This is a genomic window from Bacillus sp. JAS24-2 (genome assembly GCF_008274905.1).
In the GTDB taxonomy this organism is placed as follows: domain Bacteria; phylum Bacillota; class Bacilli; order Bacillales; family Bacillaceae_G; genus Bacillus_A; species Bacillus_A cereus.
Window position 1 is genome coordinate 262,118 of the sequence record NZ_CP031070.1, and the last position, 15,662, is coordinate 277,779.

The window sequence follows — 15,662 nt, forward strand, 5'->3', positions numbered from 1 at the left end:
GCAATTCCGGTGGCGGAACGGATCGTAGTACCGGAGATCTGCGTGCAGCAAAACGCGCGGGGAGGCAAGGGTGCCATGACAAAAACATCTATTACTTTGCAGGGACTAAGGCGACGAATCTATCAAAAGGCGAAGTCTGAACCTACGCATCGGTTTTTGGGACTATTTTCCCACATTACCAAACTAAAAACCCTTCATGAAGCATATCAGCATGCGAGGAAAAACGGAGGTGCCCCAGGTATCGACGGTCAAAGTTTCACTGATATAGAGCTAAAGGGAGTTATGCCGTTTCTAAAGAACATCCAGGCAGAACTGCAGGCTGGAACATATCAACCACAAGCTAATCGTAAAGTAGAAATCCCAAAAGCAAACGGCAAAATGCGGACACTACAAATCCCGTGTATACGGGACCGTGTGGTCCAAGGAGCGCTAAAACTCATATTGGAAGCTATCTTTGAGGCTGATTTCTGCCCAAATTCCTACGGATTCCGACCAAAACGCTCCCCACATCAACATCGATGACTTTGATACAATCCGACATAACATCTTACTGAGGAAAATCGCAAAGCTTGTCCAAGACCATCGACTTTGATCTCCGTTTCTTCTAGCGCTACTTCTAAATGATTATCCACGTTCATCGGATTCGATACCTTTTTCGCACTGTAATACTTGTTGTTTGTGGCGATTACGTCCCCTTTTTGAATATCAGTTGGATCACAATACAACACAGCGCTTGTATCCTCTGTAACCTTCTGATAAGTCATACCAACTTTTCCACCCTGTAACGTTTCATCAACGATCCCCTCCAATGTAGATACTTTTTGATACTTGCCACGATTATACGGATCAGAACTTTTCCCTTTTTTCGATACACCGTTACCTGAGACCCAAACCGCTTCATTAATCGTTTTAATCTTCCTCTGAATCGTATAATGTTCTCAGCCTCTTTCTTAAATCTTTTAACAAGTGCCACCGTTATTGATCTTCATCCGTTGCATACATAATATTACTTGAACCTAACCGCTCACTTTTCACAACATCTTGCTTGTCTTCATCTGTAGATAATAGATGGTAACCTATTAATCTAATCGCGATAATCTCATAATTTGATGGATAACCACGCTTGAAGTCATTTCCGATATATCTGCGGATAAAGGAGTCTACCATCAAGGATAAACATTTTAATGAGTTTGTCTTGCTTGCTGTCCTGCATACGAATAATTTTCTTTGCGTTATCTTTTGTTGTGATCACGTGTTGCCTCCCTAGAGGATAGAGAGCCGAAGCCCTCTATTACTTAGATTTTGCGTCTCCACTACTGTGCTAGATTCTTTCTTTTTGTGAACATAGATTGCATCCTTCTTATTTTCCATAACGAATGCATCAACTTCTGCAAGGGAACCAGAAACACACACAGGGTCTAAATGAATACGGTATTCAGAGAGTTTAATAGGGGTAATTGTCGCGGATTTATGACATACAATGAAGTTTGCTCCTAAACGCCTAGAAATGACTTTGACAACAGGTATGCCATCTACTTCAGCTTCTTTCCTTTTTTTTTATCTGTTGCATAAATATAGTTATAAATCTCTTTAATAAACTCAACACAAGACGGATGAATGACAATCTTAAAGCCTTGAATGAACTGAATCCCATTTTTAATGGAGCCTTTACCCTTACGCGCTCCTTCTATTCTTCTTACGTCAAGGGACTTAATCTTATCAATACTTTTCGGTTCGTTAGAATCCCCAGTAATCTTTTCTTTTTCATACCCTTTATCTTGAATCATCTTAGCAATTCGTTTATTGCTCATTCCATGTTCATAATGCTCGTCGAATATGTATATCGTTTCATTTCATATATCTACTAATGAACAACATAAAGCAGTTGGATCATTGGTATAACCGAAATTGAATCCGAAGGCACTTTGTACATCTTTCCTTTGACGTATTTCATCGATATCAAAATCTCTTACTTGGAATCTTTCATACACAAGATCATCAGTTACGCCCCATTCTCCATCACAAACGATTTTCGCTCGTCGAGGGTTTTTGGTATCCAAACTCTCATATCGAGCTATATCCTGTTCACCTAACCATTCGTTACACTTATGGGTCGGTGTAATAGCAAACGTTTCATACGCCTGTGTTTTTTCATCAAAGAAATAAGCTTTTAACCAATGATTTTCACTCCACGAGTTGAATGTCACAGTAATCTGTTTAAAGAGGTCTTGTGAATCATAGGAACCACGAATAGACTCAACAACCGTTTCGAACTTATGCTGGTCTTCAATTTCGTATGCTTCCTCAAACCACGCCCAACATCAACTGTAATAGATGTGATTTTCAACGGATTATCCAATACGCGAAATAAAATTTTTTGCCCAGTTGACTTGTATGTTATTTCTAGCATGGATTCGTTGAACTTGAATAGACGCCTTATCTTCAGGCGGTTAACAGCCCATTTAAAATTGGTGTAACAAGATTGTTTTAATGTATTGAAGAATCTACGAACAATCAAGATGTTGACTCAGGGATATTGCATGAGCCTTTTTGTGAGGTTTATTACCGTGTTTTTCGACTTCTTAGAACCACGTGAGCCTTTGCAGACCCGATAGAAGTTCTTAGAATGTCAAAAGCGGTTGTAGCCCTTCCCAATGACTTCACAGAAGTTAATTGTATGTTGTACATTTACTGGTGCTTTATTCATCGTCATTCACCGGTACGTCATCAATAAATGTTGGTACTGTGATGGAAACCTCTTTTTCTCCGTCCACATCAAGTACCTTTTCCTTAAAAGTTCTCCAGTCCGAATAATATCTTGGCCTTGAGGATAGACGGTGATTTCATCATAAGATTCATATTCTATCCACTTTCCTTCCTTGTTCTTCGATTTACTCATACGAGGTCTTTTAAGAACCCTACCTTTCTCCTCTTAAACACTCGTCAAATGCTCTAGCACCTCTTCTTGTGACGCAATAACAGGACTTTGAATAGCTTCCATATGCTCTCTGACATATCGCTCAATCTTAGGATTTCTTAGTAGTTTTTACCCTCTACTCCAGCTACGTTATCGTTTTTGTATGAGTACCCAGCTTGTTTGTAAGCCTCAGTTGCATTTCTTTTTTCAATATAATAACTTGTATAACAACATAGTGGAGCAATAAAAAACAACGCTATTACGCCGCTCGAATATATGAAGTGTTCACACCTCTTTGAACTGAGGAAATTAAAATTGGATATCCATTAACAGGAGAACTAACGTGGGGTTCCTCGGCTCAAAGAGAGGGAAACCCTCTTCCTCGTTGGTTGGACCCTTACTTACGTTTATCGTGAGTAAACTATAATCAATTGTCCTTACCTGGGCGCTTAGTGTAATCAAGAAACAACATACAGCTACATTTCCGTGGGGTGATCTTCTTGAAACTTTCACTATAAAACATAAAATGCATGTGTGATTCTTGAATTTCCCTTTTTTTCAGAAAAACTAATAATGCACAGCAATATTTAGTTTTTTCGCTAGACTTTAAAACGATTTATCACGGTGTCCATAATAAATCGTTTTGGAAACAGTCAACTTCCGTGACATTCTCACCCAGTTATGTTTATCAGCGGTCATATATCCTTCACGAAGAATTTGTTTTTCGATGCAATTTAGCTTGTCTACAGTATTTTCTACCTTCCAAATAAATGCATACTGTTGAAATCCCTCTGTATGTTCCATCGATTGGTAATTATCGTAACAATCTGTTGCGCACGCTCATCAGGCAAAGTATTCCGGCATAATCGGTACTTCCTCAATGCTTTCAGCCCATTCTTTTTGGTTCCCTCCATGTTCACTACTTACACATCAATATCCAGCCCCATGTTGGTAAATAAATATGAACATTTCATATTTATTTCACTCCTTCTCCTATTAAAATGCAATACGTTTGCGCTTATCTTTCCTTAATAACAAATAAGACGCTACAAATGTTGCAGCGCCTACACATCATCATTATTTTTTTAAAATTTAACCTTCGTATTATCCTACTCTTACACAGGACAAAAGTTCGATGTATTCTCCACTCTTGGACTATGGAAAATACATCGAACTTTTTAAAAGATGTACAATTGATGATTTAAAGATAGAAAGATTAAGATTCTTACCCTTGTTAGCTGGAAGCCGACATTATTTTTTTGTGGTGTTTCCACACCTTTCAGCATACAACTTTTCATGTTTAGTAAAATTCGCTATATGCTCAAAGGAAGGGAAACCCCTTCCCTGGCTAGTTCAAAAAAACTATAGAACAAACAGGGGACCAACAGTATACAGATAGCTCTTATTACATACATACTATGGATAATTACAATATAACAAATCGATTCCAATATGTTATGTTCACCATGTGATAACATTCTGAATACGAAGTGAACTATAAAACTCTATGATATTACTATAAAGTATTTTCCCAAGGGTTTCTGTGACCGAAATGTAGCTCACAAAAAAGTCACATTATAATGCATCTATAAACTTGACAATTTTCATTACTTCAACATGTCTCCGTCTGATATAATTCGGATTATAATTAAGTTCACTCGCAATATTTGCTAACGTCAATCCATCACTGTATTTCAACTTGATTATTTTATGATCAAGTCCTTCGAACCTTCCGATTCAGCAGTTAAACGTACATCTTGCAAATCACCACTAATCCAGCGTTTTTAATTCAGCTTTTGTTTTGTCTAAGTTATATTCTAAATACGCAGTTTCTTCTAATTTCTGATAGTCTTTCATTCAGACAGTCAAACAAATGATGATTCACCTACTTCCATTATACGTGCGTAAAATCCATTCTAAAAAATTTTTGCTGTCGGAATAGTATTCAAAAATTCCTCTATCCAATTCCCTCATTGCACTCCCCCCTATAATTTAACTTTTCATTTATTTTGGTGGTTTCAGTAATCCACGCTCTTTGAGCTCTCTATACAAATCGCTCACATGACAACCTACCTGCTTTGCAATGACTCCATATTCCACCCTTCGCTCATATAAAACAACTGCTTGTTTACATCTGTTATCTCATTTTTCGTATGGGGTTTCTCTCCGTTTAGGCTGACCACCAAATATTTTTTATTTAATCTAGTTAACTCTTTCTCTACCTTATAATATTGATACGGTGCTACATTGTGCTTACACTTTTTACAATACTGATTTTTCAAATCTAAAATATGCATTCTTTTTTCTATCGCATTCACGATACATCCTCCTCATTCATCTGACAAATACTATATTTGACCTCAACTTTAATATCTGCAACATAATACTCATATTGAGAATCAATCATTTTTTTGACTACCTCTACAAAAATTGGCTTATCACTCGCTACGTTTGCAATATTTATTACTTTTCTCATAACTATCCCTCTTTTCTATAAGATAACTATTTTATTTATTTTTGCATTGAGCCAATTTTTCTAATAAGCCTTACAAATTTGTAATACTATTGTCACCTAAATGGATAGTAAATTGGTTGATGGTGGTTTAACATGCAAATTATTAACTTAATTAAATAAAACTTCATTTGTAGGTGACGCTTGATGAAAAGAAACTTATTACGTTACGGGGTTGTATTTTTTGTTTTTCTCATTGTTCCCCCTCTATTCATTTATATTGGTATGAATCGTTTCACGCCAAAAGAATTTCTTGAAGAAGAATGGCCAAAAACAAAAATAACAGCCGAGCTATTAACCATTGGCTACTTTAAAAAAGAGAAAAATCTAGATGTTGTAATTGATAAAATGACTTTCTCAACAGATTTCTCAATACATGAAATTTATATAAATGGACATATCGCTGGAAATGAGCAACAAAGAATTTCTGCTACTGTAAATTCTGGTGAGAAGTATACAGTTGAAGACACATCTAAAATTAAGTTAAAACCAAAGAGCAGTTAGCTTTTGTTAACTGCTCTTACGCCTAAAATAAATACACAAATAAATCGAGCTGTAATACCATTACCCTAGCCCTTATAGACCTAGGATTCTCATTTTAAAACCGACATCAAAAAAACAGAACATTCACTCATATAATCATAATCGATTCCAATAAGACACCTCTTTCCCTCTACGCCTACGTTCTGCTGCTGATAAAATAGGCGGCTCTATCGCTTCTATATCCCATTTCAATTTCTTAAACCATTCATTCTTGCCTGTTGTATTTGTTCGTCTGTCAATACACGATTATTTTTATTAACTTGATTTGCATATGCCGAAGCTTCCCCTCAGCTCATTGGCGGCTGAGTCATTGAATCTACTAAACTCCATCCTCTTTTTCATCGGTCCTTAAGCTTATTTCTACCAACTTGATAAACATTCTTTACCGAAAACAGTAGCAATGGCCGCGTTTCCGCACCCCTTGAAATTTCTTTTTCAAAAATTGACCGGGGGTATGTAGAAGAAGATTTCTAAATTTATTTTTTATTGGATTGCTTTTTAAAAAACATTTCTGCATAATGTATAATTTGTTCTACTTCTTTTCTTGTTAATTTACAATAAGTTTTTAACCATTCAGCATTAAATGTGTCCTTAACAGCTTGCAATGATATCTTCCTATATGCTTGTGGATTGTGTACGTGATGTATCATCACATACGTTTGATATACATCAGCTTTGAACTGCATTAATGTTTCTTGTTCTGAATGGTGTAAATTACACACATCTTCTTTACACCATTCATTGATAGTAGAAAAATCTTATTCCCTTTTGCATATCCCCATGATTGTTTACCACCTTTCTATGTCATCAAGTACACAACCACGTTTGATTATGTTCTCTTCTTTCTTATGTTCTGTGTTATGGCATTAAATACATAATATTTCAAGGTTGGATAATTCATAAGCTAAGTCTGGTCTTCCTCTCAATTCTTTGATGTGATGCACATTACGACCCTTGCTATACTTACCACACCTCTTACATTCTTGACACTCATAGTTATCACGTTCCAATACTTTCAAGCGTATATGTTTATACCAATATCCATACTTATAAAATTTTACAATCTTATCTTGTTCAAATAGCGTAATTAATCTCTTGCACAGTTAGTGGTTTCATTATGCATACTATCACCACCTATGTAATTTTTACATAATAAAAAAAGAGCAACCATACATGAAGTGACCCCTAAAAGTTAGACACGGTTATTTCATTAGGCAGCTTGATAAAAGTGAGTCCGGTATTGTACCGGGCTCATTTTTAATTTTGCCTTAATCCGTTTCGTATTATAATAATCTATATATTTTTCTAATTCTATTTTAAAGTGCTCTACATTTTCAAATTCTTTTATGTAGAGGAACTCCGACTTCATAATCCCAAAGAAATTTTCTATTACTGCGTTGTCGTAACAGTTGCCTTTTCGAGACATACTCTGGACGATAGCTCTTGATTCAAGTGTCCGGACGTACTGTCTCATTTGATAATGCCATCCTTGATCCGAATGCATCAGTAGCTGGTGGGTTTCAGGTAAACGTTCTAATGCTTTCTCTAACATGTCTGAAACAAGCGAATACGTCGGTCTAGAACCAATTGTATAGGTAATAATTTCACCATTATACAAATCTAATACAGGTGATACATACAGTTTTTCTCCAAACAATTTAAACTCTGTGATGTCTGTTACCCACTTTTGATTCGGTGCATCTGTATGAAAATTACGCTCTAAAATATTAGGTGCGATTCTACCGACTTTTCCTTTATAGGATTTATATTTCTTCATACGCACGACACACTTTAACCCAAGCTCTTTCATAATGCGCTGAACCTTCTTGTGGTTCACTTTCTGGCCACGATTCGTTAATTCATCACGAATGCGACGGTAACCATAACGACCTTCATTTTCCTCATAAATCGCTTTAATCTCAGCTTTCAAATCGGCATCTACATCTGGACGATTCATTTTCTTTACTAAATCATAATACGTGCTTCGAGGAATAGTAGCTAGCTCCACAAGTGCCTTCACCGAATATTTATGCCTTAATTCATAGACTACTTGCGCTTTGTCTTGTTTTGTGATTTTTCCTTGTTTTGAACTAAGGCATTTAACTTTTTTAAGTACTCATTTTCCATCTCAAGCTGTTTAATGCGTGCTTCAAGTGCTTCAAGTGCTTCGACTGACCCTTCAGCTAAAGGTTGTTTTAATTGTTTATTTGAATCTTTTTTCATGGATGGACGCCCCTTTTTCTTAGATTGAAGGGCATCAATTCCTTGTGTTTCGAGCTGTTTTTTCCAAACAGAAATCGTTGAAGGGGCAGGAATATTAAAGATAGCTGCCGTCTCAAATAAGGACATACCGTTTTCAATCATAAAGTTTAGTACGTCTAGTTTAAATTGTTGTGTATAATTTGTACATCGTTTTAGAAAAGCTTCCAGACCATTCTGTTTATATTGGTTTACCCAATTCAAAATGATTGTGTCACTTATACCGAGCGATCTACCCATTTCTCGATAACTTTCATTTCCATTCAAATAACGTAGAACGATGTGTATTTTTTCATCAGCTGTAAATTTAGCCATAGAAAAACTGCACCTCCAATTGTTAGACTGTGTCTAACAATTGGGGTGCAGTTCAACATCAGTTGCTCTTTTACCAAAACCCTATATCATCCTATTACCCTATTTAGTTAATACTACTAACAACATTTCCTAAAAAAATTAGACCCTTCATTATAACAGTGTAAAAACATCATCAGTATTTTATTTTTTCCGATTTTCAAGTTCATCTGTTACTTTAAATCCAAACATCCTTTTTACAATGTCCTAAGCAGTCATAGCATCTATAAAATAAAGCACAAGGATTAAGAAGCATAACAACAATATTAAATTTTGAGTATATATATTTCTCTTTTTCATTATAAAAACTCTTGTTTTGAACATATATACAATCTATATTTCACATTATTAAGCGACTAATAGAAAATGAAGTTAGTAACTAAATACACATTCGGTGTTTCCGCACCTTTCAACGTACAGCAGAGTCAGACGAAACGGAATCTGTCTAACTTTGCTGTACGCTCAAAGGAAGGGAAACCCTTCCCTAACGTAAAAATCTATTCTCCGAATGGGGTATCAACAATATATAAGACGGCTCTCATCATCATATATACTATTGATATTATTTACTATAACAAAACAATTTTCGTAAGTTGTGACCACCATATGATAACATTCTGAATACTAAGTGAACTGCAAAACTCTATGCTATTAATATAAACCATTTTTCCAATGGATAATATCGGTAAAACTTAAGGGAGATCTATAATCTCATGTCACTCAATGAAGCGAAAAATGTAGCTAGAATTAATCTTGCAATTATAGAATTTTAGGAGATTTTAAAAGACCTTGGTTCCTCTATCTCAAGTCTTCAACTATCAAAGAATTTAATTAACTATTCAAAGATAAAGTCAAGCGTGGAGAAATCAATATTTTTCCAAGACATTTTTCTTGTTGTACTATCCGTATTCATTATTCTAGCAGCCTCTTTTAAATTTTTTATGCCAATGTAATCAAAGACTTTTTTTATTTTAGAACCATTTTGTAAACTAAATTTTATAGCTTTTTCTTCTCTCTTTTTATACTTTTACTAATAGTTATTCTACCTCAACTCAAACTATATAAAGTCAACTTATTTAATCGAATTATAAAATACATTGTACTAACGCATATGATTAGTTTTATGTTTTTTATTGGTGCTTTTCCATGTAAATATCCTTCAAAGCAATCTATACACTTTGATACTAATCACTATTGCTATTCTCTTATTCATGGCTTCATGTATAGATATTTAGGAAAAATATTGAATGAGAATTCTCAAACGCAATACCTTGTAGATGTTATAAGTAGAGAAAAAATAAAAACATTACAATTAATGCTCTACTCTATTATCAATGATAAATATAATAGTTTTGCATGAAAAATCTACTCCGCAAGGTGAAGTCTTTTTTGTATGTGATTTTTTATCAAAGGTATATCCAAAAGTGAAAACAGACAAAATTCGTTCTAAATAGAAGAAACTGATCAAAAAGAGCCTCCATTATGAGGTGCTTTTTATTATGTGAAAACTATAAAACCAGCTTGAAAAATACTATCTGAAGAAAGAAAAATACAATGATAACAAGTACTTGATTTATTTATACCTAAAACAGGTTATTCATAGAAAATTGCTGAAACTTTATTTATTTTGAGTAGGTAACAGAATACCTACCAATATGAAGAAATTAAAAAGAATATACCCCTCTAATTATAGGTACTCATCTTCTTTTTGTAAAATTTTCCGGTGCTCTCTCTATAGATGTATTGTGTTTTTTAACGTAGCTTATCAAGCAAGTTATAATAATAATAAGTCTTTGCTCTTTTTCTCTCATTAGAGAATATAAGGCCTTCTTTTTCCAAAATACTCAAGTAACGTCTACATGTATTATCATTAATCCCTGTAAGTTCTATCATCAATTTAGTTGTAAATACTGGGTGTTTAAACATCGTATCTACAATTTTTCTAATACTATTGTTTGTAATTAAATTACAAGCTGTATTTAAATCCGTTTTATATAATTCGTTTAATTCTTCTATAAAACGAATATTTTTTTGAGCTTGTATACTTACACTTTTTAAGAAGAAACGAATCCATTGATTCCAATCTCGCTTAAACCGTACTTCATTTAAATAACGATAATATTTATGTTTATCTTTTTCTAAAATATCACTAACAAAAAAGTTAGGATAGTCAATAACACCTTTATTATATAGATACAGAGGTATTAAAATACGGCCAATCCTACCATTTCCATCTAAAAATGGATGAATAGTTTCAAACTGCGCATGAATAATAGCAATTCTCACTAGATGATTTAGATCTTCTTCATCACTATTTATATATATTTCCAAGTTATTCATATAGTCATCTACCAGTTGTGGTTCTGGTGGAACAAATGTGGCCGTTTTAATTGTACATCCTTCTGGACCTATAAAATTTTGAATTTTTCTATATTCACCTGGCGAACGATTACTTCCTCTTACCTGATTAGACAATAGTATTTCATGTAAATTCTTAAACATCCTAGTAGATATAGGTATGCTATTTAATAATCTCTTTCCTTGCATCAATGCTCTAGAATAATTAAATACTTCTTGTGTATCCTGGTTATTCTTTCTAGACCGCGCTTCTACTTCTAACACTTCATCTAATGTCACTTGTGTTCCTTCAATTTTTGTTGATTGCACAGCTTCTTGAAGCATTAACGGATAAATTAATAAATCCTTACTAATTTTTGAATTATTAAGCATCACTTGATACTGACCGATAGTTGTATTTGCACTAATAAGTTCATTTAAAAATGTTAATGGATTCACTATCCCTTCTTCAAAAGGTAGTTTTAAAGGTACAAATGGTTGCATTTCAATCCCTCCTTACAATCATTATAGCACCTTTTTGAAGATAATATACAAATTATACGCATTTAATACCAAAAAGGAGAGAAAATGATGTTAAAAATTTCGATGTGAAAATAAGAAAACAGGATAAAGTCTAATTGATAACTCATTTACTTATCAAGCAACAACAAAAAAGAACACCTAATGAATAGTTTAAGCAATCATTCGGTGTTCTTTAAAAGTAACATAGGTTGTCCAATCACCATTTTATCAATCCTTATAAGCAGAGGCATTCCTATAACTAATACGGCTCTATTCATACTTAACACAAAGTAGTTAATTTATAATAAATTAACTACTTCCAGAGTTTCGGGAAATCCTTTAGGGTTGCCGAAACTCTGACATCTTTGTAGATTTTAGCAAATGAAAACAATAAATAATGATAGAAGTTAGAAAAATAGCCATGTAACTCTTAGGCATCCGCAAAACTCCGTTCAATTGTAAAACAGCGTACTTTATACAGTCTTTTTCCTGTGGTTGTTAACTTATTTTTTCTAGCAATATCTTTATACTTCTCCCAAATATGGTGAGTGATAACTTTTTTTCGCTGAGAAGCAATCCCTACGTATTGGGCACACAGCACAGTCTTCTGGATTCGACTTATACGGACGATATCCTTCACGATCTGTTGTCGCATATTCTAAAATACATCCCATCGGACAAGCAAATACATTTGTTTGTTTTTCATATTTAAATTTACTTTTTGATTCCGTTTTCCAAATCAGCGATACCCCATCATCATAAATATATTCTGTTCTGATAATTTCTTACAGATATAACTTGTAAAATAGCCGGTATCAAGCGCGACAGCTTCAACCTTGAATCCGAATTTATCAACTTGAGCTTGAAGGCGTGCTAAATATGGCTTGGAATCCACTATATTTCCAGCTATAATAAATGTATCTGTAATCACATTATATTTTGCATCCGTTGTACGATGATCTAAGAAATAAAAATCGTTCGATTTTCCATCTCGCATTAAAAATTCACTATCTAGATCAGTTGTACTTACATGTATTTTTTGATTGGGATATCACGTTCCTTTCTTGGTTTTAATTCTTTTTTTCATGTGTTTCCCTATCTTTTATAACTGTCGCTTCTAACTCTTCCATATATAATTTAGGGCGTTCTTTTTTACTTTGTGTAAAAATTTTCGTTTGCTTTCTACATGAGTTGAATCTGTCATCAATGTACGACGATTCCAACTGATTGTGGAGTGGTATAACACCGAATCAGATAAAGGAAACCCTAGAAACCAACGGCACGCAATATTAGTTTTAATCTCTTTCTCAAATTGACGTTCAGATTGAATACCGTAAAAATAGCCAATAAACATCATCTTGAATAAGATGATAGGATGAATAGAGACGCGACCATTATTTTCACAATAATAAGGATTTAACTTTTCCTCGATAAAATCAAAATTAATAGTCGCTTCAATCTCCCGAAGAAAATGATCTTATGGAACTAACTGTTCAACAGGAACCGATATACGCTCATCGCGATAATTTTTCAATGCACCCATCATAACAAATTCACTACTTCTTGTCTTTCAATCCATTTATCTAGTTTTTTCTTAGTTTCTTCACTCAATTTTTTTCTTTTACCAGTTAATAATTTGGACAAATTAGATGGCGAAATATCTATTTCTCTCGCAATATCCCTTAGACTAGATTTATTTTCATCTTTATATTGTAAAATCATCTGTTTATACCAACTAATCTCTTTAATATTTTCATGAGAGTCTAATTGAATTGATAAGGGTTTAACTTCTATTCTACCACTACCTTCTATTACCTTTTTTTCAATCGGACTTTCTATTACTTTATTTTTCAGAGGCAACTTCTTTTTTTGCACCAACTCTTGCTGTAATTTGACTAACTCATCGGTCGGTGTAATGGTAACCTTAAGGTTTAACCAATAATTTTCAAGCCAGTTACGACCTATACATTTATCTTCATCAATTCGTGGCTGATAGTTCCACTCTTTTATAACTTCGTCCCTCATTAAATCGTCTAATGTTTTCTCAAATATTTGTCTAATTCTTGCGGGATTACGATTCATACTAACTCCCATAACGCTTAATAATCCTTTTGGGCCGCCTATAGAATATGGATGCACTAAATGTTGATAAGCTTGTTGGATTCGCCATCTCCAACTTAGATATCTAGTTAATCTTTTGTGATATCGTTGTTGTTTACTATTGTATTCAAGTGCTTTTTTTGATAACAAACCTGTCAATTTTTCAGAACCAAATAGGTACTTAGATAAAAATGCACCTGGAGCCACATTCATGCTTTCAATCCCTAGCATCTTATCTGTATGAATGTCCTTAGCAATTACAATATCGTCCATAACAAATAATCTACGAATACGCTGTTTTTTATAGGACAGTGCATCATTTGGATCATCATCATTTAATATAACAATTTCATTATCTTCATTTACATAGATAAAAATACTTGCAAGCACTGCTAAACGCTCCATAATCTTTAAACGATCTTCTTTACGATAATATGATTTTCCGTTTCTTATCTGCTTCATACTACACATTTCTAATATTTCCTCGTACCCTATTTGCACAGAGGTGCTTTCTGACTCCGCTGATTTCACCCAAATTTCCGTAACTATATCGAGACAATCAGCAGTCAAATCATCCATTACTCTATCTACAAAGGTGGAATCCACTAATGTATTCCATCTATTCAATTCCTCTTGTCCTCTGAGTTTTATATCTCCGTCATTAAAACTTGAGGATACAACTACAAGGCTGTTGTTTTTATCTGGAAGTTCTGCGATATGTGCATTCAATTCTTTATCCTCTGTAAAATTATTCTTGGCAATTGTATCTGTTAGATGGTACATAAATCCAGCACTGCTATGTTCTATAAATTTCTGTTGTTGCTCTGTATTTTTTTCATTTTGTTTAGGTATTCTTAATAAAATTTTAAATTCATCTATAATATTATCTGCAAGTAAATCAAAAATCTCATTTTGATATACCTCTATCTGAGCCACAATTTCCAAAATACTAACGCCTTGAGATTCCTTGTAAGATATCCAGTTTGCGAGTTTTTTAAAAGATACCGATGTGTACAACGGGTCGTCTATATAATTCAAATCAGTATTTATTAATGTACAAAGTCCACTCCATTTATTAAAAATACGTTCACTATTCTCTGTATTTTGAAATAGTGGATACGCAACCAAGAGCGTATTTTGAAATAGTTGTTTTAACTGGTCCATAGTTCCCCTCCCATTCATGCAGGTTGTAGATAACCTTCCATGCGCCGGTCTGTTTCTTTGTAAGTATTGTCCCACATAGCAAGAAAACGATTAAATACAAAACAACTACAACCAATGATTTTCGCAATTAAGACTTGTTTTTCTTGATTTGGATAGATGCGAAATTTATATGTCTTATTGATTAACATAGATTGTACTTCGCTTTCTTGTATGATTTCTTTATTATACAAAAAACGTAGGCTTACGCCTACCGACATTCATCTCCCACCTAAAATTGGTATTAGCTTTTTTAATTTAATATGTTATTCCAAGAATCCCCACATAGCTAATAATATTGTACTAACTTTAGAGTTTCAAATCGTATAGTTTAGTTCTATACCATAAGGAAACATTTTTCCCAAGTTGCGCGCATAACAAGAAAAAGAGGAAACACTTTTCCTAGTTCACACACCGTCCTGGAAACAATGCTTGATATCTTCCGCACAAAAGAGGAAACACTTTTCCCGAGTCGCGCGCACATATCAATAGAATCAACTTAAACAACCTCTTATATATCAAGGTTTCCTCTGAAAACAATAAAAGAAAACATATAAATAAAAATATTTTTTTCCCAAGTCGCGCGCGTATAAAAGTTCAAAAGAGGAAACGTTTTTCTCAAGTCGCGCGCGTAACTACAAATCAATTAGAAAGATACGTTGTTGTATCAAGGATTTTGAGTGTTTCCATTTTTACTTCAATGGAAAAAGAGGAAACATTTTTTCACAAAAAATGCATATGAAATTTTTTTATATTTTTTTTAAAGCCTTACAGCTCTAAGGTTTATAAAGTGTTTCCTCTTTTTCCTTCCACTCTTAAAGAGAAACATTTTTTAATTTTTCGATTTGCTATAATCATAATTGGTATATTTTATAGTAATTTGGCATATATTTCTGAATTTGCAGACCGGAGGTGAAAAGG

General features: G+C 33.8%; 14 protein-coding genes and 4 pseudogenes. 2 read left to right on the forward strand and 16 right to left on the reverse strand.

Features of this window, described 5'->3' with window-relative positions:
• Nucleotides 1–75: 75 nt before the first annotated feature.
• A pseudogene (locus DN407_RS31375) lies at nucleotides 76–580 on the forward strand (group II intron reverse transcriptase/maturase); the annotation flags it as partial.
• A 395-nt stretch (nucleotides 581–975) separates the two neighbouring features.
• Here the strand turns inward: DN407_RS31375 and DN407_RS32655 are convergent.
• The 9 genes and pseudogenes from DN407_RS32655 to DN407_RS31955 form a co-directional block, all read right to left on the reverse strand.
• Nucleotides 976–1,167, reverse strand: coding sequence for a hypothetical protein (locus DN407_RS32655; protein ID WP_255446561.1), 192 nt, complete (start codon nucleotides 1,165–1,167; stop codon nucleotides 976–978).
• Between the two features lie 365 nt (nucleotides 1,168–1,532).
• Nucleotides 1,533–1,811 (reverse strand): terminase large subunit, encoded by a 279-nt coding sequence (locus DN407_RS32660; RefSeq protein WP_255446562.1) that lies wholly within the window; start codon nucleotides 1,809–1,811, stop codon nucleotides 1,533–1,535.
• Nucleotides 1,812–1,853: 42 nt separating this feature from the next.
• Nucleotides 1,854–2,291, reverse strand: coding sequence for a phage terminase large subunit (locus DN407_RS32665; RefSeq protein ID WP_255446580.1), 438 nt, complete (start codon nucleotides 2,289–2,291; stop codon nucleotides 1,854–1,856).
• Entirely contained in the window at nucleotides 2,204–2,518 is a 315-nt protein-coding gene (locus DN407_RS32670) for a phage terminase large subunit (RefSeq protein WP_255446563.1), read from the reverse strand. Before DN407_RS32670 ends, DN407_RS32665 begins: the two co-directional genes overlap by 88 nt.
• Before the next feature lie 414 nt (nucleotides 2,519–2,932).
• Nucleotides 2,933–3,001 (reverse strand): hypothetical protein, encoded by a 69-nt coding sequence (locus DN407_RS33135; RefSeq protein ID WP_481748658.1) that lies wholly within the window; start codon nucleotides 2,999–3,001, stop codon nucleotides 2,933–2,935.
• Nucleotides 3,002–3,523: 522 nt separating this feature from the next.
• Nucleotides 3,524–3,721: a hypothetical protein gene (locus DN407_RS32675; RefSeq protein WP_255446564.1), complete on the reverse strand. Its 198-nt coding sequence runs from the start codon at nucleotides 3,719–3,721 to the stop codon at nucleotides 3,524–3,526.
• Between the two features lie 771 nt (nucleotides 3,722–4,492).
• Nucleotides 4,493–4,774, reverse strand: a pseudogene (locus tag DN407_RS31415) (hypothetical protein).
• Between the two features lie 212 nt (nucleotides 4,775–4,986).
• Nucleotides 4,987–5,235, reverse strand: a complete 249-nt coding sequence (locus tag DN407_RS31420) for a hypothetical protein (protein WP_255446565.1) — start codon at nucleotides 5,233–5,235, stop codon at nucleotides 4,987–4,989.
• Nucleotides 5,232–5,393, reverse strand: a complete 162-nt coding sequence (locus DN407_RS31955; protein ID WP_179955864.1) for a hypothetical protein — start codon at nucleotides 5,391–5,393, stop codon at nucleotides 5,232–5,234. Before DN407_RS31955 ends, DN407_RS31420 begins: the two co-directional genes overlap by 4 nt.
• A 183-nt stretch (nucleotides 5,394–5,576) precedes the next feature.
• Here DN407_RS31955 and DN407_RS31425 point away from each other — a divergent pair, with 183 nt between their 5' ends.
• On the forward strand, nucleotides 5,577–5,933 hold the full coding sequence (locus DN407_RS31425; protein WP_149217230.1) for a phosphoglycolate phosphatase: 357 nt from the start codon (nucleotides 5,577–5,579) through the stop codon (nucleotides 5,931–5,933).
• 515 nt (nucleotides 5,934–6,448) lie between these two features.
• Here the strand turns inward: DN407_RS31425 and DN407_RS31430 are convergent.
• The 7 genes and pseudogenes from DN407_RS31430 to DN407_RS32850 form a co-directional block, all read right to left on the reverse strand.
• Entirely contained in the window at nucleotides 6,449–6,694 is a 246-nt protein-coding gene (locus tag DN407_RS31430; RefSeq protein ID WP_149217231.1) for a hypothetical protein, read from the reverse strand.
• A gap of 144 nt (nucleotides 6,695–6,838) precedes the next feature.
• Nucleotides 6,839–6,916, reverse strand: coding sequence for a hypothetical protein (locus DN407_RS32680; protein WP_255446581.1), 78 nt, complete (start codon nucleotides 6,914–6,916; stop codon nucleotides 6,839–6,841).
• A gap of 266 nt (nucleotides 6,917–7,182) precedes the next feature.
• A protein-coding gene (locus DN407_RS31440; RefSeq protein ID WP_149217232.1) for an IS3 family transposase occupies nucleotides 7,183–8,546 on the reverse strand; the annotation gives its coding sequence in 2 pieces (ribosomal slippage) (nucleotides 7,183–8,084 and nucleotides 8,084–8,546; 1,365 coding nt in all).
• 1,788 nt (nucleotides 8,547–10,334) lie between these two features.
• Complete coding sequence (locus DN407_RS31455; protein ID WP_481748659.1) at nucleotides 10,335–11,429, reverse strand: Fic family protein; 1,095 nt, start codon at nucleotides 11,427–11,429, stop codon at nucleotides 10,335–10,337.
• 445 nt (nucleotides 11,430–11,874) lie between these two features.
• Nucleotides 11,875–12,987 (reverse strand): annotated as a pseudogene (locus tag DN407_RS31460) (transposase); the annotation flags it as partial.
• Complete coding sequence (locus tag DN407_RS31465) at nucleotides 12,984–14,705, reverse strand: helix-turn-helix domain-containing protein (protein WP_149217234.1); 1,722 nt, start codon at nucleotides 14,703–14,705, stop codon at nucleotides 12,984–12,986. The pseudogene DN407_RS31460 and the gene DN407_RS31465, both read right to left, overlap by 4 nt.
• A gap of 44 nt (nucleotides 14,706–14,749) precedes the next feature.
• Nucleotides 14,750–14,893: pseudogene (locus DN407_RS32850) on the reverse strand (helix-turn-helix domain-containing protein); the annotation flags it as partial.
• Nucleotides 14,894–15,662 lie beyond the last annotated feature (769 nt).